General features: G+C 37.4%; 15 protein-coding genes. 9 read left to right on the plus strand and 6 right to left on the minus strand.

Features of this window, described 5'->3' with window-relative positions; all coding sequences use genetic code 11:
- The first annotated feature begins 16 nt into the window (after nucleotides 1-16).
- The gene (locus KO502_RS10570; RefSeq protein WP_216022538.1) at nucleotides 17-1,507 is read left to right on the plus strand and encodes a tryptophan halogenase family protein; all 1,491 of its coding nucleotides are present in this window, start codon (nucleotides 17-19) and stop codon (nucleotides 1,505-1,507) included.
- A 249-nt stretch (nucleotides 1,508-1,756) separates the two neighbouring features.
- On the opposite strand, the gene KO502_RS10575 is transcribed toward KO502_RS10570, so the two are convergent.
- From KO502_RS10575 to KO502_RS10585, 3 genes are all read right to left on the minus strand, one after another.
- Entirely contained in the window at nucleotides 1,757-3,316 is a 1,560-nt protein-coding gene (locus KO502_RS10575) for a tryptophan halogenase family protein (protein WP_216022539.1), read from the minus strand.
- Between the two features lie 109 nt (nucleotides 3,317-3,425).
- Nucleotides 3,426-5,984 carry an exo 1,3/1,4-beta-D-glucan glucohydrolase gene (locus tag KO502_RS10580; protein ID WP_216022584.1) on the minus strand — a complete coding sequence of 853 codons (2,559 nt, stop codon included), beginning with the start codon at nucleotides 5,982-5,984 and terminating at the stop codon, nucleotides 3,426-3,428.
- A gap of 135 nt (nucleotides 5,985-6,119) precedes the next feature.
- On the minus strand, nucleotides 6,120-7,376 hold the full coding sequence (locus KO502_RS10585; RefSeq protein ID WP_216022540.1) for a sugar MFS transporter: 1,257 nt from the start codon (nucleotides 7,374-7,376) through the stop codon (nucleotides 6,120-6,122).
- 281 nt (nucleotides 7,377-7,657) lie between these two features.
- Between KO502_RS10585 and KO502_RS10590 the strand changes: the two genes are divergently transcribed.
- The 5 genes from KO502_RS10590 (at nucleotide 7,658) to KO502_RS10610 (ending at nucleotide 14,285) form a co-directional block, all read left to right on the plus strand.
- Nucleotides 7,658-8,989, plus strand: coding sequence for a GH1 family beta-glucosidase (locus KO502_RS10590; RefSeq protein WP_216022541.1), 1,332 nt, complete (start codon nucleotides 7,658-7,660; stop codon nucleotides 8,987-8,989).
- Between the two features lie 178 nt (nucleotides 8,990-9,167).
- Complete coding sequence (locus KO502_RS10595) at nucleotides 9,168-10,703, plus strand: MFS transporter (RefSeq protein WP_216022542.1); 1,536 nt, start codon at nucleotides 9,168-9,170, stop codon at nucleotides 10,701-10,703.
- Nucleotides 10,704-10,775: 72 nt separating this feature from the next.
- Complete coding sequence (locus KO502_RS10600; protein ID WP_216022543.1) at nucleotides 10,776-12,098, plus strand: glycoside-pentoside-hexuronide (GPH):cation symporter; 1,323 nt, start codon at nucleotides 10,776-10,778, stop codon at nucleotides 12,096-12,098.
- A 149-nt stretch (nucleotides 12,099-12,247) separates the two neighbouring features.
- Nucleotides 12,248-13,249, plus strand: coding sequence for a LacI family DNA-binding transcriptional regulator (locus KO502_RS10605; protein WP_216022544.1), 1,002 nt, complete (start codon nucleotides 12,248-12,250; stop codon nucleotides 13,247-13,249).
- A 49-nt stretch (nucleotides 13,250-13,298) separates the two neighbouring features.
- Nucleotides 13,299-14,285 carry a glucokinase gene (locus tag KO502_RS10610; RefSeq protein ID WP_216022545.1) on the plus strand — a complete coding sequence of 329 codons (987 nt, stop codon included), beginning with the start codon at nucleotides 13,299-13,301 and terminating at the stop codon, nucleotides 14,283-14,285.
- Between the two features lie 161 nt (nucleotides 14,286-14,446).
- Here KO502_RS10610 and KO502_RS10615 read toward each other — a convergent pair whose 3' ends face one another.
- Nucleotides 14,447-15,448, minus strand: coding sequence for a rhodanese-related sulfurtransferase (locus tag KO502_RS10615; protein ID WP_216022546.1), 1,002 nt, complete (start codon nucleotides 15,446-15,448; stop codon nucleotides 14,447-14,449).
- A 436-nt stretch (nucleotides 15,449-15,884) separates the two neighbouring features.
- Here KO502_RS10615 and KO502_RS10620 point away from each other — a divergent pair, with 436 nt between their 5' ends.
- The 3 genes from KO502_RS10620 to purT all read left to right on the plus strand — a co-directional run bounded on the left by KO502_RS10620 (nucleotide 15,885) and on the right by purT (nucleotide 21,119).
- Nucleotides 15,885-18,695, plus strand: coding sequence for a bifunctional aconitate hydratase 2/2-methylisocitrate dehydratase (locus tag KO502_RS10620; RefSeq protein WP_216022547.1), 2,811 nt, complete (start codon nucleotides 15,885-15,887; stop codon nucleotides 18,693-18,695).
- Between the two features lie 348 nt (nucleotides 18,696-19,043).
- Complete coding sequence (locus KO502_RS10625; RefSeq protein ID WP_216022548.1) at nucleotides 19,044-19,754, plus strand: hypothetical protein; 711 nt, start codon at nucleotides 19,044-19,046, stop codon at nucleotides 19,752-19,754.
- Between the two features lie 177 nt (nucleotides 19,755-19,931).
- Nucleotides 19,932-21,119 carry a formate-dependent phosphoribosylglycinamide formyltransferase gene (purT, locus tag KO502_RS10630; RefSeq protein ID WP_216022549.1) on the plus strand — a complete coding sequence of 396 codons (1,188 nt, stop codon included), beginning with the start codon at nucleotides 19,932-19,934 and terminating at the stop codon, nucleotides 21,117-21,119.
- Between the two features lie 39 nt (nucleotides 21,120-21,158).
- Here the strand turns inward: purT and KO502_RS10635 are convergent, their stop codons facing one another.
- Together KO502_RS10635 and KO502_RS10640 are read right to left on the minus strand one after the other, a co-directional pair.
- Nucleotides 21,159-21,965, minus strand: a complete 807-nt coding sequence (locus KO502_RS10635; protein WP_216022550.1) for a CPBP family intramembrane glutamic endopeptidase — start codon at nucleotides 21,963-21,965, stop codon at nucleotides 21,159-21,161.
- 47 nt (nucleotides 21,966-22,012) lie between these two features.
- Nucleotides 22,013-23,845: a mechanosensitive ion channel domain-containing protein gene (locus KO502_RS10640; RefSeq protein ID WP_216022551.1), complete on the minus strand. Its 1,833-nt coding sequence runs from the start codon at nucleotides 23,843-23,845 to the stop codon at nucleotides 22,013-22,015.
- Nucleotides 23,846-24,067 lie beyond the last annotated feature (222 nt).

Below are 24,067 nucleotides of genomic sequence, written 5' to 3' on the forward strand. Positions count from 1 at the left end.
AAACCTCGAGGTTATAATGGATAATAAAATAAAAAAAATAGTTATTGCTGGTGGTGGAACTGCGGGTTGGATGGCTGCTGCAGCCTTATCAAAATTACTAGGAAAGTCTTTTGATATCTGCTTAGTTGAATCTGACGCAATAGGCACTGTAGGTGTAGGCGAAGCAGGTATACCAACACTTACCGCATTTCATCGCTTACTCGGTATCGATGAACAAGCCTTTATGAAAGCCACTTCAGCAACGTTCAAATTAGGTATTAATTTTGAGAACTGGAAAAACGGCGACGATGAATATATGCATGGCTTTGGCCGTGTCGGCAAAGAGTGTTGGGCTGGTGAATTTCAACACTTTTGGTTACACGGTAAACGTAAAAATATTAATTTTGACTACGGTAAATACTGCCCAGAAATTCAAGCAGCTAAAGCGAAAAAGTTTGCTCTTTCTAAAGCAGGGCTTAATTACTCATATCATTTAGATGCTACTCGTTATGCTAAGTTCTTACGCTCTTTTGCTGAAGCACATGGCGTAAAACGCTTAGAAGGCAAAATAATTGATGTAACCACCCATGAAAAAACGGGCGACATAACCGCTATCCAACTTGAAAGTGGTCAAGTGATTGATGGACAGTTATTTGTTGACTGCACAGGCTTTGCCGCATTACTTATAGAAAAAACCTTAAATACAGGCTATGAAGATTGGACTCATTGGTTACCGTGCGACAGCGCAATAGCAGTGCAAACTAACTCAGTGTCTGAGCCTGTACCTTATACTCGCTCTATCGCCCATGATAGCGGCTGGCAATGGCGTATTCCTTTACAACACCGTGTAGGCAACGGTTTAGTGTTTTGTAGTAAATACCTGTCTGACGACAATGCTAAAACCCTATTACTTAATAATATTGAAGGTGAACCACTTACCCAACCTCGCGTTATTAAATTTAAAACAGGTAGACGTGAAAAAGCATGGAATAAAAACTGTGTTGCTTTAGGCTTATCAAGTGGTTTTTTAGAGCCTTTAGAGTCAACAAGTATTCATTTAATCATGTCAGGTATTTTAAGGTTAATTCGCTTGTTTCCGTTTGAAGGTACCACCACTTCAGCCGTTAACGAATATAACAAACAGTTCACCACTGAATTTGAACATATTAGAGATTTTATTATTTTACATTACCACGCGAATGAACGCGTAAACTCGCCATTTTGGCAAGATTGTAAAACAATGGACATACCTGAATCACTGAAACAGAGAATTGATTTATTTAGAGAAACTGGACGAGTATTTATTACCGAAAGTGAATTATTCCGTGCTGATTCATGGGTACAGGTAATGCTAGGGCAAGGTATTTACCCTGAGCAATATCATCAAATTGCCGCGATTATGAAAGATCATGAACTAACAAAATTCTTGGGTGACATAAGGCAAGCGATAGAAAAAGGTGTCAGTAATTTACCGACCCACCAAGCATTTTTAGACCAGTATTGCCCTACAGACGTTCAGCCTACTTAAACGGTATTAAATAAAAAGCGCAACTTAATAAAGAAGTTGCGCTTTTTTATCTATCATATTCCATGAATAGGTGTTTGAGAAGCTCTATTCAAATGACGATGAAGTAAAAAGCCATAATAAGAATCGAGGTAGGAATAGCTATTTTGAGATCAGCACGGCAGAGTAAAACAAGTGCGGCATAAATTACCATGTCGATACCAACACCAGTGACAGCAACCGCCAAAGCACAAGCACCCAAATCTAGGTTAACTAAATCTTATGTAAGCCATACTGTTTTATTTTATCGATTAACTCTCTATTACTCGGTAAAGCCGACAAATATTTTTGAGTTAATTGTTCGTTTTCAGTGAAAAATTGATGCGCTAGCTCTTCATTAATAAACTTTCGTGAAAGCTCACTTTCTTGTGTCTCAAAACCCATTCCATAAAGAATATATTGCCAGCTTGAAGAAGGAAATATTTCTTCAACATGATGAAAATCTTGTGGCCCTGGTGGGGTATGTTTCCATAACGCCATTAACTCTTGCAAACTTTCTGGGATAGTTTCAGGATTACAATTGTCTCGCCAATAGTTAGAATCTGTTCTTTTGGTTAAAATATAATGAAGCTTTAAGAAGTCGATAATACGCTCCCAACGATAGAGGAACTGCTTATTATATCGTTTCGAGACTATGTCCATCGTTTCACGTGTTGCAGGCATTTCTCGACTTATTTTAGCAGCGGCAAGCTCAACTAATACTAAAGCTGATGCTTCAAGTGGCTCTAAAAAGCCTGAAGACATACCAATGGCAACACAGTTTTTATGCCAAAATTTTTCTCTGTGTCCCGGGTTAAAGTTTATTTTTCTAACCGTTAACTTGTCCGCCTCAACCTTACCAATAGAGGCTTCAATATAATCGCGCAGCTCTACTTCAGCTGCCACTTCATTAGTATGTTCACTTGAATAAACATAACCAACGCCACGTCGTGAAGGTAAGCCTATATCCCAAATCCACCCTGAGCTTTGCGCGGTTGAAATAGTATGCGAAGCAATAGGACTATGATCATCAGAATAAGGAACTTGTACAGCCAAAGCAGTATCGTTAAATAATATATGCTTTTTGCTAATAAAAGGGATGTTGAAATGTTGACCTAGCAACATTGAAGATAAGCCTGAGCAATCAATAAATAAATCGCCAACTACAGCCCCATTATTTTTTGTGGTTACTGAAGCGATATCTCCATCGTCAGTACTATTTATTTCAGTTACATGATCAACAACGTGCGTAACACCTAGCTTTTCAATACAGTGTTTTTGTAAAAAATGACCTAACTTCACTGCATCAAGATGATAAGCATAGTTTGCTATACCAGCATATTGAGGCGTTGAAATAAGTTTAGGGGCGCGGCCTTGCTCACAAATACGACCTTGATAACTTACCGCATCAGCAAAAGCTATTTTCTCCCTATGTTTTTGCCAAGGAAAAATAAGATCAGTTTTAGTGTAACCTTGTGGCAATACGAATGGATGGTAATAGTAATCATCGTCTTCACCAGTCACCCATTTACAGAGTTTTGAACCCTGTTTAAATGACGCTTCGCATTCTCTAAACAGGTCGGTTTCATCTATACCTATTTTGTCTAAGGTTTCTCGCATTGTTGGCCAAGTACCCTCGCCGACACCAATGCTTTTAACCTCTGGCGACTCAATTAATGTTATTTGCAAACCTAATTCTGACGCTGAATTATGCTCAGCTGCAATAACACCTGCAGTTAACCACCCTGCAGTTCCGCCACCGACAATAACCACTTTTTTAATTGCTTTATTCATTATTATTCTGCCAATAGTAAAGTGTTATATTTTTCATAGAGATTTTAATTTATATCAAACGGACTACTTAACTTGATCTCAGGTTACTTAATCCGTTTAATAATACTCTTTACTCACATGAAATGTTAATAGCATCAGGCGTTTTTTTCTTAATAAATATATCCATAAAATCAATAGCTAAAACGGATTCTGTCGCTAAAGAAAACGGGCTAGTGATGTTAGTTAAATCGACACCCTCTTTCTCAAAACACTGCAAATCTATATTTACCGTTTGCCACTGATTAGCTGCCATAGTAGATAAAGTGTGGCTAATATCAATTTGCCCTGTATTATCTTTTTGACAATCACCATCGCAGTTCATTGAGATATAAACAGGTTTTTCTGTTACCGCGTTATACCCGTCAGGTAGACGTATTTTTAATTCAAGTACTGACGCTAATTTATGATAAGGCATTAAATTAATACCATGGTTGCTATTGAAAGCTACTTGGCCTTTTTCTGTCCCATTAAAAATAACTTTTCTCGCATCTTCCTGAACATTTCTGTCAATAGTACGAATATAAAGTGCTTTATTTTCAATAACACTACTCACCATATCAGCGGAAGAGAGGGTATCAGATATAGTTAATTTCCAAGGCGATTTAACCACATTTTCAAATAAAGTAATGCGTTGTAAATTAGTTAGTGAACTATCGGTATTAACGGGTAGGTTATCTGCTAATGTATTTTTTTCACCATAAGCTAGACCGAAACCATAAGGTAGTAATGGTTGATAGTTTTCGTCGAAGCGATTTACCTGTGTTTGTGTTGCCGTTGCTGGCCAAGAAAAAGATAATTTACCAATAAAATCATGATGCACTTCACCATTGGCTTTAGTGAATAAAACATCTGCAACAGCATCACCTTCTGAGCCAGGTAACCAAGTCGCTACAAATGCGTCTGAGGCATTTAACTCAGCGTTTACCCACATAGGTCTACCACTAATAAACAGCGATACTACTGGTATTCCTTGAGCTTTTAGCTTCTTTAATAAGGCTAAGTCTTGCTTAATACCTTGCTGGTATTCTAGATTTTCAATATCACCAACACCCTCTGCATAAGGTTCTTCACCGAAGACTACAATGGCAATGTCTGGCTTATTGCTATAATCACCAGCAACATTAAGTTCAACCTTACCGCCAGCAGCTAACACTTGCTGTTTAATGCCTGAATAGATAGAGCTACCACCTGGAAAGTCTGTATTTTCGTTATTAGTACCCTGCCAAGTAATACTCCAACCGCCAGATTGTTTACCAATATTATCAGCGCCATCACCTGCAACTAAAATAGTGTTTTGGGGTGATATTGGCAGTATATTGCCTTTGTTTTTCAGTAATACTAATGACTCTCTTACCGCTTGTTTAGCTATTTTTCTATGCTCTGCTGCACCAATTAATTCCGTTTTACCTGATAAGTGCCTATTGATTGGGCTAGGTTTATCAAAGAGTCCTGCTCTGAATTTTACTCGTAGAATTCTGCTCACAGCATCATCTATACGGGCTTGTGATATTTGACCATTTTTAACTTGTGTAATGGTATTTTCGTACAAAGGTTTCCATGCAGCAGTTGGCACCATAAAAATATCTAAACCGGCATTAACCGCTTGCGGGCAACTTTCATTTGAGCATCCTTTAACTTGTCCGTGACCATTCCAATCACCTACAACAAAGCCATCAAAGCCCATTTTGTCTTTTAGCACATCGTTTAATAAATATTTATTACCGTGATTTTTCTTACCATGCCAGCTATTAAAAGAAGCCATAACCGATTGTGCGCCAGCAGTTAATCCCCCCACATAACCTTGACCATGAATATCAAAAAGCTCTTGCTCAGATGCAATATTATTACCCTGATCATCACCGCCTTGTGTGCCACCATCACCAATGAAATGTTTAACTGTGCTTATGACACGTTTATCTCCAAGAAAGTCTTTATCTGCTGAGCCTTGTAAGCCTTTCACGATGGCTGCAGAGTATTCTCTAACAATTGCTGAGTCTTCTGAATACCCTTCATACGTTCTGCCCCAGCGATCGTCTCGAACTACTGCCACAGTTGGAGCAAAAACCCAATCAATACCTGTTACCATAACTTCAGTCGCAGTAATTGCAGCAATCTTTTCAATCAGTTCAGGGTTATTAGTTGCACCCAAACCAATGTTGTGAGGAAACAATGTAGCGCCAATAACATTATTATGCCCATGTACCGCATCGGTACCCCACATAGTTGGAATACTATTACCATCTAACGAATCATCAATGGATGCTTGGTACATATCTTCAGCAAGCTTAACCCAGTCATTAGCACTTGCATGCTTATCGTTATTTGGAAAGCCACCGCCACCATTTAAGTAGGACCCAAAACCGTATTTACGCATATCTTCAACGGTAATATCTCGTATTTCTGGTTGTATCATTTGCGCTACTTTCTGCTCTAGCGTCATATTAGCGATTAAAGCCGTTATTTTATTTTCAATCGCTTCATTGGTTTTAACTTCTATATCAAGGGTTGGCCAAATATTAATATTGGTATTATCTTGCACTAGTATAGATGACTTCGTTGCAGATGCATTTGCGTTACTGTCTGCTGGTAGTGTCTGGTTATAATTGCAACCTAAAAGCAGTGAAGTCATCGCTAAACTTAAAAGATTAAAACTTAGATTAAAACTAAAGTGACTGGTTCTATTTTTTCTCAATTTACTCGTTAACATAGCTGTACCCATTATTATTTTCATTTTAATACCGTTAATTTGATGAAACATACTAGTTTAATTAGTTAATTGTCTGATTTTGCTACCCGATATACCGTAATAAGCAATAAATAAATAGCATAATATTGGTAATAAAAAAGCGGGTTGAACACCTATAAAGTCAGCTAAAAACCCTTGTAAAAGAGGAACAATAGCACCACCGACAATAGCTAAACATAAAATGCCTGAGCCATGGCTAGTATGTTTGCCTAAACCTTGAATAGCTAAACTAAAAATAGTTGGGAACATAATTGAATTACATAAACCAACAAGTAAGATTGAAACCATTGCAATGGTTCCTGAAGAAAACACGGCTATAAGAATAAGAAGCACCGCAACATTGGCATTAACAAATAAAGCTTTACCTGCCGCTACTTTTTGCATTACTGCTGCACCTATAAATCTACCTACCATGGCACCACCCCAATAATAGGTAATGTACTTAGCTGCTTCATGCTCTTGTAAGCCTGCTATTGTAGGTTCAGCTAAAAAGCTTACCAAAAAGCTACCAATGGCAACTTCAGCACCCACATAAACAAAAATACCTACCGCGCCCAACACTAAATGAGTGTACTGCCATGCACTACCTTCCTCGGCACTTAAAGCTGTTTCTTCTTCCGTTGATTCTAAATGAGGTAACTTTAACCAAGCAAAAATAGCCGCCAAAGCTAATAACAACGCAGCTAAAAAGATGTAAGGCATTTGTACCGACGCAGCAGACTCTTGTGGCGTTAACGCATCAGCAGCTTGATTTAAAATTAAAAGAGCACCAAAAAATGGTGCAACTGTAGTGCCTAAGGCGTTAAAACCTTGGGTCATAGTTAAACGTGAAGAAGCGGTTTTAGCATCACCAAGCATACTTACATATGGGTTTGCTGATACTTGTAATAACGTAATGCCGCTAGCAAGAATAAAAAGAGCAGATAGAAAAACTGGATAGCTATGCAGAGAAGCGGCTGGATAAAAGCACAAACAACCTATTGCAGCGACTAGCAAACCAATCACAATGCCTTTTTGATAGCCAAGTTTCTTTACTATAAAGCCAGCTGGCAATGAAATAAGAAAATATGCGCCAAAAAAACAGAACTGAACTAACATTGCTTGGCTATATGATAAGTCAAATACCCCTTTTAAATGAGGAATTAAAATATCATTTAAGCAAGTAATAAACCCCCACATAAAAAACAATGTAGTTAATGACGAAAGTGCAAAGGCATAATTATTGTTTTCGGGCGTACCTTGGGGCTGTGTAACAGCGCTAGCATCTATATGCATTGTAATAATTTCCTTTGTTTTTTTATTATTAACTAATTGTTATGTAAGTATTATCCAAATAAAAATAAATACGTAACTTAAACAGTTAAAATTGATTAATTTGAAATTTTATTAAATTTGTTGACCTATGTCCGATAAAGCACTAATCTTTATGTAAGCGCTTACATTTAACATTAAAGAACATTTAAATACTTTTTACAACCTTTTTTGTTTATGCGTACTTAAAATGACACTGAGATAATTGCCAAAGAAACTGGCTTACATAAATAGGTAAATTGTTAATGAATAAAAAAATTACCCTACCAACTAACTCTTCAATGCTATCGAATGATTTTGTCTATGGTGTGGCTACAGCTTCTTTTCAAATAGAAGGTGGTAAAAGCTCAAGACTTCCTTGTATTTGGGATACGTTTTGCGACACCCCGAATAAAGTTGTAGATGGATCAAATGGCGAAACGGCTTGTAATCATTTTAACTTATGGGAAGAAGATATTGAGTTAATTGACTCATTAGGCGTTGATGCTTACCGTTTATCTATTTCTTGGCCCCGCGTTATAACCGAGTCAGGTGATTTAAACCCTGAAGGTGTTGCCTATTACATCAATATTTTAGATGCTTTAGCAAAGAAAAACATTAAAGCATTTGTAACGCTATATCATTGGGATTTACCTCAACATTTAGAAGACAAAGGTGGTTGGTTAAACCGAGATACTGCTTATAAGTTTAGGGATTACGCTGATTTAATTTCAAAAGCCTTTGGTGACCGCGTTTACTCTTACGCGACACTAAACGAACCTTTTTGTAGTGCTTTTTTAGGCTATGAAGTTGGCATACATGCACCTGGCATTGTAGGTAAAGAATTCGGTAAAAAAGCTGCCCATCATTTATTACTCGCTCATGGTTTAGCCATGCAGGTGTTAACTAAAAATAGTCCGAACACACTTAATGGTATCGTACTTAATTTTACGCCTTGTTATCCTGAGTCAGATTCACAAGCAGATATTGAAGCAACATCATTTGCCGATGATTATTTTAATCAATGGTACATAAAACCATTATTTGATGGTGAATATCCTGCAATATTGGCACAACTTCCTATTGAGAATCACCCTGAAATTCATGAAGGTGATATGGATATTATTACTCATCCATTAGACTTTTTAGGTATTAATTTCTATACCCGAGCTATTTATCGCGCTGATAAAGAAGAGCATTTTTTCCAAATAGATCCTCCTGCACCTCGTACAGATATCGGTTGGGAAATTTACCCGAAAGCGTTCACTGAATTACTAGTATCACTTAATGAAAAATATAGTTTACCACCGGTATATATCACTGAGAATGGTGCAGCCATGGCAGATAAAATGGTTAATGGCTCTGTAGATGATCAAGACCGTGTTGAGTATTACCAAGCGCATTTAAATGCTGTGCATAATGCAATTGAACAGGGCGTCAATGTATCAGGGTATTTTGCTTGGAGTTTAATGGACAACTTTGAATGGGCTGAGGGTTATTTAAAACGCTTCGGTATTGTTTATGTTGATTACGACACTCAAGAAAGAACCATAAAATCAAGCGGACTCGCGTATAAAGCATTAATAACAAATAGATAATCGTAAAGTAAGCAGAGAAATGGTGTGAAACCACACTATTTCTGACAACATTAGCAATTAAAAATAATTCAGAATACATAATAATGTTAAATACAGGGTTAGACTGATAACGCAACAACAAAAAAATCAACCCTATAAAAATAATACTAAATACAACAATAAGAACGATAGGTACCTGATGACTAAACTCCCCTTTTATGAAAAAGTTGGCTACGCCATGGGCGACGCTGCAGCTAATTTAGTTTGGCGTGGCGCTTTAGCTTATTTGGCCGTATTTTACACAGATACCTTCGGCTTAACTGCAGCTGCAGCCGCTATGCTATTTTTAGTCGTGCGCTTATCCGACGGTGTTACCGATATTATTATGGGAATGATTGCCGATAGAACCAACACGCGTTGGGGAAAGTTTCGTCCTTGGATATTATGGTCTACACCACTTTTAGCACTTTTTATGGTGCTTAGTTTTACAACTCCTGATTTAAGTTACACCGCAAAATTAATCTATGCCTATATCACCTATATCGGGTTAACACTTGCCTATACACTTAATAATGTTCCTTATTCAGCATTAATGGGCGTAATGACGCCAAGTGATACCGAACGAACTAGTTTATCTGGCTTTCGTTTCGCCGGCGCTTTTGCTGGCGGTTTGCTTGTTATGGGTTTTTTACCTGACTTAGTGGCCTATTTTGGTGATGGTAATAGTGCTATTGGTTATCAATATACTATGTATTTCTTTGCTTCATTGTTAATGATATTGATGCTGATAACATTCAAAAGCACCAAAGAACGTGTGACGCCAACAATAGATGAGTCGACCAATTTAAAGTCAGAATTACTCGATTTAAGTAAAAACCTTCCTTTTATTATTTTGCCCTTATTGGCGATGACATTATTTTTCTATTACCGTGAAATTTATAGCGGTACATTTTTCGTTGTTGTAATGGGAGCTATGTGGTTCTTTATTCAGAGGTTAATTAAAAACACATCTGAAGATTTAAGTGGAACTCAACGAGATATGGTTGATCTACTCACAAATAAACCTTGGTTAATATTACTAGGCATGGGCTTTTTAACTATGCTTTTTAATGGCATAAAATATGGCACTGTTGCTTACTATTTTAAATACTATGTAGGTGATGAGCTAATGGCTGGTCAATACTTTATTGGTTTACTGCTCGTTTCTATACTGGGGGCGTTATCAACAAGTTACCTTTCAAATAAATTAGGAAAACGTAAACTATTTATTACCTCACTTATCTTAAGTGGCTTACTTACAGGCGCTTTTTATTGGGTTCCTCAAGGAAACATAACCGCCATTTTTATTCTAGGTTGTAGTGCTGAATTTTTCGCAGCAATAATGCCAACATTATTCTTTACCATGCTAGGAGACTCTGCTGATTATTCTGAGTGGAAAAATGGGCGCAGAGCAACAGGCCTTATTTATTCAGCGGGAACCTTTGTACAAAAAACAGGGGGAGGCTTTGCTGGTGCATTAGTCTTAGTAGTGCTTGCTGGTTATGGTTACGACGGTATGAACAAAGCAACGATTGAAGCATCTTTACCTGGTATGCAATTACTTATGAGCTGGATTCCTGCAGGCTTTGCGTTTGCTGGTGCTTTATTAATGATTTTTTACCCCTTAACCAGTCAAGATAATCAACAAATAGGCGATGATTTAGAAAAACGCAGAGAGGCTGTAGCGGCATCTTAAGTGTTTCTTTACGTTTACGACAAAACATAAAATACGGCTCAGCATAATAATTAAAATGAGAATCAGATAACAATGATCAGCATAAGAGAAAAAATAGCCTATGGCTTAGGTGATACCGCCAGTAATATTATATTTCAAACGGTAATGATGTTTTTGTTATTGTTTTATACTGACGTTGTTGGATTGTCTCCTGCGTTAGTAGGAACTATGTTTTTATTTGTTCGAGTAATTGACGCCATTACAGACCCATTAATGGGAAATTTAACCGATAAAACGAGAACGAGATGGGGGCAATTCCGCCCTTACCTACTTTGGCTCGCCTTGCCTTTTGCTTTAATAAGTATACTTGCCTTTAGTACGCCAGATTTAACTGGCAATAACAAAGTTATATATGCCTTTGTAACTTACACCTTGTTGATGATTGCTTATACCGCTATTAATATCCCATATTGCGGCTTGGGAGGTGTTATAACAGATAACGCGAAAGAGCGAGTTACCGTTCAGTCGTATCGCTTTGTTTTTGGCATGCTAGGTGGTGTTATTGTCGCAGCAACCACAATGCCTATGGTGCAATGGTTTGGTCAAGGCGATACTGCAAAAGGTTATCAATTAACCATGGTAGCAATGAGCAGTTTAGGTGTTGTACTGTTTTTATTATGTTTTTTAGGCACAAAAGAGCGTGTTGTCGCACCTGTAGACCAAAACTCTTCAATGAAAGAAAACTTACTATCTCTTTGGCAAAATGATCAATGGCGAATTTTATGTATTGCTGCATTTTTTCTACTTACTGGGCAAGTACTTCGTTTAACGTTGGCAGTATATTATGTGAAATATTTTCTTGGCAGAGAAGACTTAATCACCTCATTCCTCACCCTTGGCGTTATTGGTAGTATGGTAGGTTGTGCCTTTGCACAATACCTCGCTAAACGAGTGTGCAAAATCAAAGCCTATATTGCTTTACAAAGCATATCCGCACTTATTTGTTTATTTAGTTTTTTCATTCCTGCTGACCAAACAATATTAGCCTTTGTCGCTTTTATCGCTTGGAAGTTTTTCCTTGATATGGCATCTCCTCTGTTATGGGCAAAAATGACAGATACCATTGATTATGGTCATAAAAAAACAGGGATACGAGTCACTGGCTTAGTATACTCTGGCGTAATATTTTTTATTAAAATGGGTGTAGCTATTGGTGGTGCTTTAGCGGGATGGTTATTAACTTTTTATAATTATCAAGCAGATATAGAGCAAACAGAAGCAGCTAAGCAAGGGATACTTTTATCATTTACTTTATTCCCTGCAATGGGTTCCATTTTAGTTGCTTGGGTCATGACAAAATACACTTTAACCGAACAAAAGATAATAACTATTCAACACGAATTAAAAACAAGCTGATCAAGCGCTAAAATAGAACACGAATACAGTGCACTGATCCTTGGCGTTAATACAAAGTAATGTCTGCTAGTTAAGCTATCGAAAAACATGCTAATATTTTGCCATAAATTATAGTTTAATAGCATTAGATGACATAAAACAGGAATAAAATGGCGACAATATATGAAGTTTCAAAACTTGCTGGAGTCTCGTTAGCAACCGTTTCACGAGTCATTAATAATAACTCTCGGGTGAGTGATAAAACACGCCAAAAAGTTACTGATGCCATGGCTGAATTAGACTATAGACCAAATTCTATCGCGCAATCTCTTGCCTCTAATAGAACAAACAGTGTTGGCATTCTAGTATCTGAATTACATGGTCCATTCTTTGGTCAAATGATGGCAGGTATAGAGTCAGAATTAAGGTTAGCAGGTAAACACGTCATTATTACTACGGGGCACAGTGAAGAAGATAAAGAAACTGAGGGGATTGAGTTTTTGATCAGCCGAAACTGCGATGCTATTATTTTACATGTTGAAGCCGTTAGTGATGACTACCTTATTGAGTTATGTAAAGGTAATACCCCTGTCTATTTAATGAGCCGTTATATTAAAGAAATTAAAGAAAACTGCATTAGTTTAGATAATGAGTTAGGTGGTTATTTAGCCACCAAATCAATAATCACCCAGGGCCATTCATCTGTAGCGTATATTGCAGGACCTCAATTTAAATCTGATGCAAAATGTCGCTTAGCGGGTCATAAAAAAGCGCTAGCTGAATACAAAATCCCTTTTCATGATACTCTTTATTTTGAAGGTGACTTTTCAGAAACCGGAGGTAGTGAAGGCCTAGAGTACTTTATTAAAAATAAAAGACATTTTACTGCCCTAGTTTGCGCTAATGATGAAATGGCTTCAGGGGCTATTACTTATGCACGTGAGCAAGGTTTTTCGCTGCCACAAGACTTATCAATAATTGGCTTTGATAACATTATTTTTTCGCAGCACACCTACCCAAAACTGACTACGATAGATAACCCAGTAAACCTAATGGGTCACATGGCAGCCAAGTTAGTATTAAAAAATATTTATCAACAAAGTGATATTGAAATTACTCATTTTTTTGAACCCACACTTATTGTTCGAGATTCTGTTATTAGCATTTTGTAAATAATAGGAAATTAATACTTATAAATTTTAACTAGGAAAAATATTTAAAATGACTAATTTACCAGACACTAAAATCGTTAATTTAGTTGCCGATATTGGTGGTACCAACATCCGCTTAGCCATAACCGATAAAAATAATACTCTTAGTGAAATTGAAACATATCAATGTAAAAACTTTCCATTGTTATCTGATGTTATTCGTCAATATTTAACCGAAAAAGAATTACTAACATCATCTATCAATGCATGTTTGGCAATAGCCTGCCCCGTTGACACTGATGCAATTGCTATGACCAACTTACCTTGGAAATTTTCGCAAAAAGAACTTAAAGCTGAATTAAAGTTAAACAGCTTAACCTTAATAAATGATTACACGGCAATAGCAATGGCAATTCCTGCTTTAAGTGATAATCAAAAAATAAAAATAGGTCAAGGTGAAGCAGCTAAAAATCTCCCTATCGCCGTGTGTGGGCCTGGTACTGGGTTAGGTGTTGCCAACTTGGTTAATATTAATGATCAATGGCATTGTCTAGGAGGAGAAGGCGGTCATATCGACTTTGCTCCAGTAGATGAACTTGATATAAAAATATTTCAAGAACTACAAAAAACTAAACAACGTATCTCTTATGAACAGTTACTTTCTGGCTATGGAATAGAACAAATATATGCCGCATTATTAGTGATTAATAACGTTCAAGTAGATCCTCAATCAGCAAAACTAACCGCTAAAGACATCAGTACCAATGCTTTAAATAATACTTGTGTTACATGTAAACAAGCATTATCACAATTTTGTAAAATACTTGGTAGTTTTGCGGGGAATTTAGTATTAACAACGGGATCAATTGGTGGGGTTTATATTGCAGGAGGCATAGTGCCTAGGTTTGTTGAGTATGTCAGAAACAGTGAATTTAGAGATCGTTTTGAAGCAAAAGGCCGTATGAGCCACTTAAATAAAAATACGCCAACTTATATTATTACTGAGAGTCAACCAGGCTTACTTGGCGCAGCTGCATACCTTAATCAAATAACATAACCAAATCACATCAAGACACTACGTGTTTAAATAACCTAAACTCGGCTTCAGTAATAACTGAATAATTTAATGGTTATTAAAAAGGGTTAATCGATTATTATCGGTTAACCCTTTTATGTTCATTAAGCGACTACAGTAATCGCAAAGGCCTTAAGGCGTAGTTACTTTTTAGCTTGTTGAGCTTTCTTATCATTTTTTTCTTGGCGACGTTCTTCAATGATATGTTTAATATCGCCACCAATATGACTTTCACCACGCGCTTCTGCTAAGGCAATTTGACGTTGGCGTTCAGCGTAACGGTTACGTTGCTCGTCAGTCACTTTGTCGTAACAACGATGACAACTAACGCCTTTTACGTAATGTTTACTTTGTTTTTCTTCTTCTGTTAACGGAAAACGACAAGCGAAACACTGGTCGTATTTACCTTGCTCTAAGTCGTGATTTACTGCAACCCGGCCGTCAAAAACAAAACATTCGCCTTCCCACATTGTTTCAGTACTTGGTACTTCTTCAAGATATTTTAAAATGCCGCCTTCAAGGTGATAAACCTCTTCAAAGCCTTGTTCTTTTAAGTACGCGGTAGATTTTTCACAGCGAATGCCACCAGTACAATACATAGCCACTTTTTTGTGTTTGTTCTTATCTAAGTTTTTTTCTACATATTCTGGAAATTCACGGAAAGTTTCGGTGTTTGGGTTAACTGCATTTTTAAAGGTACCAATTTCAACTTCATAATCATTACGCGTATCGACAAGAAGTACTTCTGGATCAGAAATTAACGCGTTCCAATCTTTCGGTTTTACATAAGTGCCTACCACTTGGTTAGGGTCGATACCTTCAACGCCCATGGTAACAATTTCTTTCTTGAGCTTTACTTTAGTGCGGTGAAATGGATTTTCATCGGCAAAAGACTCTTTATGCGAGATGTTATCTAAACCTTCTTGTTCGGCTAAAAAAGCTAATACGGTTTCAATACCTGCTTGCGGGCCTGCAATGGTGCCGTTTATACCCTCTGCTGCTAATAACAAAGTGCCCTTAACATCAACACTGGTCATTTTTTTAATAAGCGGATCTCGTAATGCTTCAAACGCATCTAAACGAACAAACTTATAAAGAGCGCAAATTGTGATGCTATTAGCGGTAGTGTTTTTCGGTGTATTCATGTGTACTCCATTGAACTAGCTGAATCGTAAATCCAGTGCTGTAGATTATTAGTAAAAGTATCTTAAATATTTTCTGAGATAGTCTATTTAAGGGCGCGCATTTTATCAAAGAACTTCATACTTTGGTAGTTTATGAATTGATACAGATCAAGCTTCTAAAAATCAATACACAGGCACTTACTGTTCATAAAGCATGCAAAAAGAATAAATGTTCTTCTAAAGTTAACAGCTATCCCCTTGATATTTTATTGAAGTTAAGCAATTATTTTTTTGAAAAGAAAAACGGTTAAGCCTATCACGAGTATGAATAACGCTTATTTTACCAAATGATTCCTAGTAGCGGGAAAATCAGGTAAACTAACGTAAAAATTTGTCCTTGTTAATTATCATGTTAGTTTTTGCATGGTTTTAGCATATTAAAGCGAGAGAGAATCGAATGAGCCTGTATTTAGATTATATAGCAGAAATTGAAAGCCGTAAGACGGATCTTGGTTTAGCGCCTAAGCCAATTGATGGTGCTGAGTTATTAGCCGAAATCATCGAGCAAATTAAAGACCAAGGGAATGAGTACCGTGCAGATTCTCTTAACTTCTTTATCTACAACACATTACCAGGTACTACTAGTGCTGCTGGCGAAAAAGCTAAATTCTTAAAAGAAATCATTTTAGGTGAAGCGGTTGTTGCAGAAATTACACCTGAATTCGCTTTTGAATTACTTTCTCACATGAAAGGTGGTCCTTCAGTTGCCGCATTACTTGATTTAGCATTATCTGATGATACAAGTGTTTCAACACCTGCCGCTGAAGTATTAAAAACTCAAGTATTCTTATACGAAGCTGATACCGACCGTCTTGAAGCAGCATTCAAAGCAGGCAATGCCGTTGCTAAAGAACTTTTAGAAAGCTACGCAAACGCTGAATTTTTCACAAAACTACCTGACGTTTCTGAAAAAATTGACGTAGTAACTTACGTAGCAGGTGTAGGTGATATCTCTACTGATTTATTATCGCCAGGTCACCAGTCTCACTCTCGTGCTGACCGTGAATTACATGGCCAATGTATGATCACGCCAGAAGCACAACAAGAAATCGTTGCACTTCAAGCACAGCACCCTGACAAGAAAGTAATGTTAGTTGCTGAAAAAGGCACTATGGGTGTTGGTTCATCTCGTATGTCTGGTGTTAACAACGTTGCACTTTGGGCAGGTGAGCAAGCTTCTCCATACGTTCCATTTATCAACATTGCACCTGTAGTTGCAGGTACTAACGGTATAGCACCAATCTTCCTAACAACGGTTGATGTAACCGGTGGTATTGGTCTTGACCTTAAAAACTGGGTTAAGAAAGTTGACGCAAACGGTAACACAGTTACTGATGCAAACGGCGACCCTGTATTAGAAGAAGCTTACTCTGTAGAAACAGGCACAGTATTAACAATTGATACTCAAGCTAAAAAATTATACAACGGCGATAAAGAATTAGTTGACGTTGCTTCGGCATTTACGCCACAAAAAATGGAGTTCATGAAAGCGGGTGGTTCTTACGCGGTAACTTTTGGTAAAAAAATACAAACATTTGCGGCAGAAACGTTAGGTATTGAAGCACCTGCAATCTATGCACTAGCAAAAGAAGTTTCTCATGAAGGCCAAGGTTTAACTGCTGTTGAGAAAATTTTCAACCGTAATGCTGTAGGTGTTGCTTCAGATGCTCCTTTACATGCAGGCAGTGACGTTCGTGTTAAAGTAAACATTGTTGGTTCACAAGATACTACAGGTCCTATGACTTGTCAGGAATTAGAAGCGATGGCTGCTTCTACTATCTCTCCATCTGTTGATGGTGCATTCCAGTCTGGTTGTCATACCGCTTCAGTTTGGGATAGCAAAGCAAAAGCAAATACGCCTAAGTTAATGGCATTTATGAACGCTTTCGGTGTGATCACAGCACGTGATCCAAAAGGCGTTTACCACGCAATGACTGACGTTATTCATAAAGTATTAAACGATATAACTATTGATGATCGCGCAATCATCATCGGTGGTGACTCGCATACTCGTATGTCTAAAGGTGTAGCATTCGGTGCCGATTCAGGTACGGTTGCAATTGCACTAGCAACAGGCGAATCGGCAATGCCAATTCCTGAGTCTGTAAAAGTAACCTTTAAAGGTAATATGCAAAATCACATGGATTTCCGTGATGTAGTACATGCTACACAAGCACAAATGCTTAAGCAATTTGGTGGTGAAAACGTTTTCCAAGGCCGTGTAATTGAAGTACATATCGGTACTTTATTAGCTGACCAAGCGTTTACTTTTACTGATTGGTCTGCAGAAATGAAAGCAAAAGCGTCTATTTGTATCTCTAATAACGAAACGTTAGTTGAGTCTATAGAAATTGCTAAGAGCCGTATCCAAATAATGATCAACAAGGGTATGGACAATGAAGCAGGCATGTTAGCTGGTTTAATCGCCCTTGCTGATGCACGTATTGCTGGTATTAAGTCTGGCGAGCAACCTCCATTATCACCAGATGATTCAGCTAAGTACTACGCTGAAGTTGTTGTTGATTTAGATGCTATCGATGAGCCAATGATTGCAGACCCTGATGTAAACAACGATGATGTATCTAAGCGTTATACGCATGATGTTATTCGTCCTGTTTCTTTCTACGCAGACAAGTCTGTTGATTTAGGCTTTGTTGGCTCTTGTATGGTACATAAAGGCGATATGCAAATCATCGCGCAAATGTTACGTAACATGGAAGCACAAGGTACTACAATTGAATTTAAAGCACCATTAGTTGTCGCTCCACCAACGTATAACATTGTTGATGAGCTTAAAACTGAAGGCGATTGGGAAATTTTAGAAAAATACTCAGGTTTTGTATTCGATGATGTAAATCCAAAAGATGCTGCTCGTACTAAGTACGAAAACATTTTATACCTAGAACGCCCAGGCTGTAACTTATGTATGGGTAACCAAGAGAAAGCTGAACCAGGCGATACAGTAATTGCTACGTCAACTCGCTTATTCCAAGGTCGTGTTGTTGCTGATACTGCTGAGAAAAAAGGTGAATCTTTACTTGGTTCTACACCGTTAGTTGTGCTTTCTTCAATCTTGGGTCGTTTCCCATCAATTGCAGAATACAAAGCAGCTGTTGAAGGTATTGATTTAACTAAATTTACACCGCCAACAGAAGCAATGACTACTGTGTTTGACGCTACTGCGGTTAAAATTGCAGATCCTAGCTAAACAAATAGCCTATAAGCTAATGATATAGCTTTAAGCAAAATAAGAGGCGCCTTAACTTGTTAAAGTTAAGGCGCCTTTTTTATAAAGCTATTCTATTATTTTTAATGGTGAGATTTCATTTCTTGAGTTTAATAGAGAAACGATACAATCCCTTAGGTAATTTAAATTAATTATTTGATTTTTTTGAAAATGTTATCTATTTGTTAAGGCTAATTGAAAAAAGTTAACAGTTTGTAGAAATTTTATCGTATCTCCATTTTATGGTAGATTCTAATGGTATAAAGAAGCTTTCATCAATACAATGGTGAGCAATTGGTGACAAACAAGATAATAAATAAGAGAAATAGCATGGAAGCGAAAATGTATGCTTACGGGCAATATTTCCTTAATAACGCACTCACTAAAAATAAAACTGACAATAAAACGCTAAATATGCTTAAAACAATAATTTTTAAAAATATGTTTTTGATAACGCCTAGTATTACAATTGTAGGACTAGTTTTATCAAGTTTACTTGCGACAAGCTTTACTGCGAACGCAAATACCCTTTCTATAACGGCCGAAATGAGTCCCGAGGTAGTAGCTGAATATAATAAACAGTTAGCCTCAAATTCTTGGCCTGAAATGCATACCAAATTAGCCTTGATGGATAATCCCTACGCTAAACAATACAAGGTATTAAGAAAAGCATTAAGAAAAGAAGCACCTGAAGGCAAGCGTAAGCGTTTAATGACCCATGAAGAGAGTCTTTTTATGGCCAAAAAAATGCGTTTTGATTACTGCCAAGCATCAGTTTCATTCTTTGTAGACTTTTCACAACGCGCATTTGATTTATCAACAACCGAGCAAAACCCGCTAACTAAAGAGCAACTAATGCAAGGTAATGGCGTTGCATACCCGTTTACCGAAGCTGAAAAAAACAACCCTAGCACTCGCCCACCACAAATAGCCTTAGACTTAGGTTGGAAATACAAAGGTCAAGGCAAAGCACGCGCAAAAGAGTTTCTTGCTACCTGTTTAGCAATACCTGTTGAGTTATATTATAAAGAAGATAAATAATGTTTGTTAGGTGTCTAATGATTGCACCTAACAAAACTCCCCCTCTCTGTTTACCTTCATTACAATTAACAAATTGCTCCATTTCACTTTTAAACAAAATTTTCCTTTTAAACAAGATTGCGCTTTATAACAAATACAGTATGATCCCCTTTATTTTATAAATTTTAAGGCGTTAATATGTTTGGTACAGCCACAAGTAAAAGCGCAACACGCGTTTTATTATTAGGCTCTGGCGAGTTAGGTAAAGAAGTTGCTATTGAGTGTCAACGATTAGGCTTAGAAGTTATTGCTTGCGATAGTTACCCTAATGCTCCAGCAATGCAGGTAGCGCATCGTAGTCACGTTTTTAATATGTTAGATGCTAAAGCACTTGCAGACGTTATTAATCGTGAACAACCTGACTTTGTTGTGCCTGAAGTAGAAGCTATCGCTACGGATATGCTCGTTGAACTAGAAAGCCAAGGTTTAAATGTTGTACCTTGCGCCAATGCAACCAAACTTACGATGAACCGTGAAGGCATTCGCCGCTTAGCTGCTGAAGAGTTACAGATAAAAACCTCACCATATCACTTTGTGGATAGCTTAGAAGCGCTTAAGTCAGCAATTGATGATGTTGGCTTACCTTGTGTTATAAAACCGATTATGAGCTCTTCAGGCAAAGGTCAGAGCGTTATTAAGTCAGTCGATGATATTGATAAAGCTTGGCAATACGCGCAAAGTGGTGGTCGTACTGGATCTAAATCGAATAACCAGCGTGTTATTGTTGAAGGCTTTATCGATTTCGATTATGAAGTCGCTTTATTAACCATTAGCGCCATTGACGGCATTCATTTTTGCGCGCCAATTGGCCATCGCCAAGAGGATGGTGATTACCGAGAGTCTTGGCAACCACAAGTAATGAGTGAGAAGGCTTTAGCAGCCGCTCAAGAAGCCGCTAAAAAAGTCGTTACCGCATTAGGCGGACATGGTTTATTCGGTGTAGAGCTTTTCATTAAAGGCGATGAGATTATCTTTAACGAAGTGTCACCACGCCCACATGATACAGGCATGGTTACCTTGATTTCTCAAGAATTATCAGAGTTCGCTCTTCATGTTCGTGCTTTTACTGGTTTACCAATTAATAACATTGAACAATTTGGTCCATCTGCTTCTGCGGTAGTATTAGGTAAAGGTGAGTCTACTGATATTAGTTTTTCGGGTATTAATAACGCGCTGAGTCAGTCACAAACTCAAATTCGTTTATTTGCTAAACCTGAGATCCATGGTTCTCGTCGTTTAGGCGTAGCGTTAGCGCGTCGTAATACTATTCAAACGGCTATAGATGACGCCATATCGTGTGCGAAAAAAATAACGATTAACTACTAAGCTGATCAATTGCTAAGCTAGCACAAAGCTAATATGAGATTAAGCTAGCATTGGATAAGTTAGAAATATTGCATGGATACTGTTTAAGATAAAATGCAGTGCAATAGGATATGCAATATTTCTAGCGTAATAATACACAAGCCCGTAACCTAAACCAGCAAACACACTAGCCAAGGCAAATAACGGTGAAAAAGCAGCATGCACAGCACCGAAAAACAGCCCCGAAATAATCAGTACTCCCCACAAGCCCAGTTTATTTGTTAAACCACGTTGTAACATTCCGCGAAAAATACACTCTTCAGCAACAACAGTTACCACCAACATTTTTACAAAAAATATTAACGCTTCATCAGGTAATTTAACCTGCCAATTAACTAGACCAAGCGCAAAGGCTAAAACAAACACAAGGCCAATAGTTAAAACTGAAATAATAACCATTGCCATAGGCAAGGAATAGCGCGATAAAAAACTAGGTAGTTTGGGTAAAGCGCGATTATCAGTTTTATCTATTAATAAAATATAAGGTAGTAAAATCACCGCAATCAAAAATTTATCAAAATTTAGATACAGCGAATAAGGTAAAGCATCGGGAGAAAATTGCACGTCTTGATATATCGCTATATTTTCAAAACCGGGCACTTTATGTAGTAATAATGCTGCACTAAAGATAAAGAACAACGCCATTCGCGCCGATAAATATCCTTTAAAGTAAGCTTTATCGGCGCAAATAATTAATGCATAAATACTTGCAAACAAAGCAGCAACAAATGCGATATGCCCCAATAAAAGTAATAAAATAAGAAGAGTATGCACACTAATGAGCATACTCTTTTTAGTTAACGCCATTTTAGCCCCTGTAACAATACCTTCAATTCGTTGATAAGTAGTACTTGTTAAGCACGACTAGGAGCATCATGAGCCTCATTGTTTTCACCGTCTTCAATAATCTCATCAACATCCGGCGCCTTTTGTAAGGTACCTTTAGCTGGGTATTTCAAACTATCTTTTCTAGCTTCAATATCTTCTTCTGAAAAATCAGGAAACGGCAGTTTTTCTTCATTACGTAATGCTTCCATATTGTCATGTGCTGCTTGCACAAGCTCAGGGTTGGTTTGTATTGCTTTACCCATTAATAATTCTTGCTGTGGAATAGCCCACTGAATACCAAGATCACGGATAATATCTAATATATAAAGGTTTAAATCTTCAGCAACCCCTTTAAAATCTATGATCGATTTGGTATCCACATAGCAATTTACCACAACCACAAAAGCATCACGTTCGATATATTCAAAGCGAGCGCGCGCTGACGTTGGTAATACACGTTCATGGCAAAGTAATAATTCACGCATTTTAATTAACATTTGGCGTAATTGATCTGATGTTGTATCAAGACGTACACGAAATTCTCGTTGGTAATGGCGGCGATCTATTTCTGCAAAGTTCTCTAATTCTTTTGATGAAAATATTGAGTTAGGAACATGTACTACCGATCGGTTAAGTTTACGAATACGTGTTGAACGCAAACCAATTTCTTCAACGGTACCGGTAATATCACCAAACTTACAAAAATCTCCTGCTTGAATAGGCTTTGCTACATAGATAGTAAAAGCACCGAATATATTCTCTAAGGTTTTTTGCGCTGCTAAGGCGATAGCTAAACTACCAATCCCCAGACCCGTTAAGATGGTTGCTATGTTGTAGCCCGCACTTTCAAACCAATTAAGTAATATCAGTAACACTACAATAATTTTAGCGGTTGTCATTAATGGCCTGATCAGTGCTGCTGAATAGGCGCCTTCTTTTCTTGGTAATAGATACAAGGCGGTAATAACTTCCATTAAACCAATAATAATATAAGCTGCGGCTAAATATTTTAATGTGCCTACCGTTAACCACACTTTCGCCTGCATCGACAAGCCGAGATAATTAGTCCCATAATCAATCAGAATAAAAAATAAAAACATCCGCACTGAGTGACCAAAAAAATGTTCTAAAGCAGTACCATGTTTGGCCTTTTTAGCAAAAATAAGCTTAGCTAAGCTGCGGATAACACCGGTTAAAAACCATGTAATAACTATAAGTAAAATAAAACAGATAAACTGCCAGTTACTCATATGAAATACTTTAAACTCGGGCAAATACTTAGCAATTAATTCTATGTGCTTGTTATAACCAAACTCTTTCCACAATTCTGGAATATTAGCGACAGTGGCATTTGATATCTTCCAAACCCGTTCCCCTTTACCAGCAGGAACACGCTGTAGATATAATGATACAGGGCCATTACTTGATTCAATAATTCCTAATAACTCACGATAATCAGGCAGACCATCATTCAAATGGCCCTCTGGTTGGTCACTAAGGCTGTATAAGTCAAGAATGTGTTGCTGGCTCCAAATAATCACCAATTGTCGTAACAACTCTTCACCGCCAATTGCAGCAATTTCTTTTGGCAAGTAACGCATATCTAAAGACTTACTTGCTTCAGCAAGGTTACCTTTTTTCACTTCTGTATGAATAGCCAAAATTGTCGAAAGCGGTGTTTGTCGGGGTTTACCTTCTTCTATTTTTTTCTCAACAAGACTTTCAGCCATGTCTTCAGTGTCTGAAATTTCTTTTAATGTAGTAGGAGGAGTTGCTTCAGCACATACAACATAGCTAGTGCTCAAAATTAAAAAGCTGAAAAAAACATTAAAAAAAGCAGGGGTTAATTTGGTGAACATCTGTGAACCTTAATACGAAGAAACTGCATTTATAATAGCAGCGGGATTCAATAGTAATATCAGTCTAAAATTATTCTCGGCGGATGGCACTCTTTTTATGTGATTTTTTATTCAATTAATTACAATAAATGACGGCATAAAAAAACCCGTTTTACCTAAATGGCAAAACGGGTTTAAGTTAAATCATAATAATTACCTAGAGCTAGCTAAAGGTAAGTAAAA

Origin of the sequence: Colwellia sp. E2M01 (assembly GCF_018860585.1) — a bacterium.
GTDB lineage: Bacteria > Pseudomonadota > Gammaproteobacteria > Enterobacterales > Alteromonadaceae > Colwellia.